Source organism: Nocardia sp. CC201C, from assembly GCF_030010695.1.
GTDB classification, from domain to species: domain Bacteria; phylum Actinomycetota; class Actinomycetes; order Mycobacteriales; family Mycobacteriaceae; genus Nocardia; species Nocardia otitidiscaviarum.
Genome location: NZ_JASCXP010000703.1, coordinates 1 through 1,687, shown reverse-complemented (window position 1 = coordinate 1,687; position 1,687 = coordinate 1). Strand labels below are relative to the sequence as shown.

At 72.4% G+C, this 1,687-nt stretch carries 3 protein-coding genes; all 3 read left to right on the top strand.

Annotated elements, in window-relative coordinates; genetic code table 11:
• Positions 1-195 precede the first annotated feature (195 nt).
• Positions 196-861: a CDP-diacylglycerol--glycerol-3-phosphate 3-phosphatidyltransferase gene (gene pgsA, locus QK444_RS36095; protein WP_282786582.1), complete on the top strand. Its 666-nt coding sequence runs from the start codon at positions 196-198 to the stop codon at positions 859-861.
• A gap of 44 nt (positions 862-905) precedes the next feature.
• Positions 906-1,385 carry a CinA family protein gene (locus QK444_RS36090; protein WP_282786584.1) on the top strand — a complete coding sequence of 160 codons (480 nt, stop codon included), beginning with the start codon at positions 906-908 and terminating at the stop codon, positions 1,383-1,385.
• Between the two features lie 93 nt (positions 1,386-1,478).
• The coding region (locus tag QK444_RS36085) for a helix-turn-helix transcriptional regulator (protein ID WP_282786580.1) at positions 1,479-1,687 on the top strand (209 nt) is incomplete at its 3' end.

Sequence of the window (1,687 nt, the reverse complement as noted above, 5' to 3'; positions counted from 1 at the left end):
CGGGGGGGGGGCCCACGACGGGGGTGCCCGCCGCCGCGCCGCCTACCGAACCGCTGTGAGGTGCCCGTGTTGTCATGGGGTGCACAGTAGTCGGCCCCCGTACCGATAGTCTGAAGGTGTGTCGCACATCCAGTCCCCCCGCTGCCCGGTCGTCGCCGGGTCCCTTGGCCGAGTCGCCGGCCGGTGGGGGCGCTGGTGACCGTGCAACGTGAGGAGGGCCGCTGGGCCGGGGCGGGTTCCCCGCATTCCGGGTTCGCGCCCGCGCCGCGACCGGAGGTCGGGGCCGTCGAACCGGCCGCCGTGCCGCTCATGAACGTGGCCAATGTGCTGACGGTGCTGCGCATCGCCATCGTGCCGCTGTTCCTGGCGGCCCTGTTCGCGGGCGGCGGCCACGACACCGGCTGGCGGTGGGCCGCGGCGGCGCTGTTCGGCATTGCCGCCATCACCGACCGCATCGATGGGCAGCTGGCCCGGAAATACGGGCTGATCACCGATTTCGGCAAGCTCGCCGATCCCATCGCGGACAAGGCGCTGATCGGCGCGGCACTGGTGGGGCTGTCCATGCTGGGCGATCTGCCGTGGTGGATCACCATCGTGATCGGCGCCCGCGAGGTCGGGATCACGCTGCTGCGCCTGGCGGTGGTCCGGCGCGGGGTGATTCCGGCCGGTCGCGGCGGCAAACTCAAGACGCTGGTGCAGTCGGTGGCCATCGCCGTGCTGCTGCTGCCGCTCTCGGACGGCTGGTTCACCGCGGGCATGCTGCTGATGTACGCGGCGGTGGCGCTGACCGTCGCCACCGGCCTCGACTATGTGGTGCAGGCCGCCCGGCTCTGGTTCGGCGCGCCGCGCCGCACGGCCTGACGGGTCCGGCCGTGACCGCCGTCCGGACGCCCTCGACCGATCCCCTGACCGCCGAGGCCCCGGCCGCCGACCTGGTGCGCGCTCTGCGCGCGGCGGGGCAGACGGTGGCGACCGCGGAATCGCTCACCGCCGGACTGCTCGCGGCGACCATCGCCGGAGTTCCGGGTGCGAGCGCCGTGCTGCGCGGGGGACTCGTCGTCTACGCCACCGACCTCAAGGCGACCCTCGCCGGTGTGAGCGCCGACACCCTCGACACCGACGGACCGGTGGCCGCCAGCACCGCCGAACAGCTGGCCGTGGGCGCGCGCATCCGGTGCGGAGCCGACTGGGGGATCGGTTTGACGGGGGTCGCCGGACCCGAACCGCAGGACGGCCACCCGGTCGGCACGGTATTCCTCGGATTGGCGGGTCCGGAGGGCACCGAGGTGATTCGGTTGAAACTGTCCGGGGACCGGTGGACGATCAGGGTGACCGCGGTTCGCGCCGCGATCACCGAACTGCTCCGCGGTGTGCGGGGTGGTTGAGGCGTTCGGGAACGCGAGGGCGCCGCTGGGCGTTGTCCAGGCAGGCTCCGGGATTCGATCCACCCGCCCGGCGACGAGTGTGAGGAGAACGAGATGACGCTGCTGCGAGAAGCCATCGGGGAAAGTCTGCGGCGCGCTCGGGTCGCCCAGAGCCGGACGTTGCGTGAGGTCTCCACCTCCGCGCGGGTCAGCCTGGGGTACCTGTCGGAGGTCGAGCGCGGCCGCAAGGAAGCGTCCAGTGAGCTGCTGGCGGCTATCTGCCAGGCGCTGGACGTGCCGCTGTCGCAGGTGCTTTTCGATGT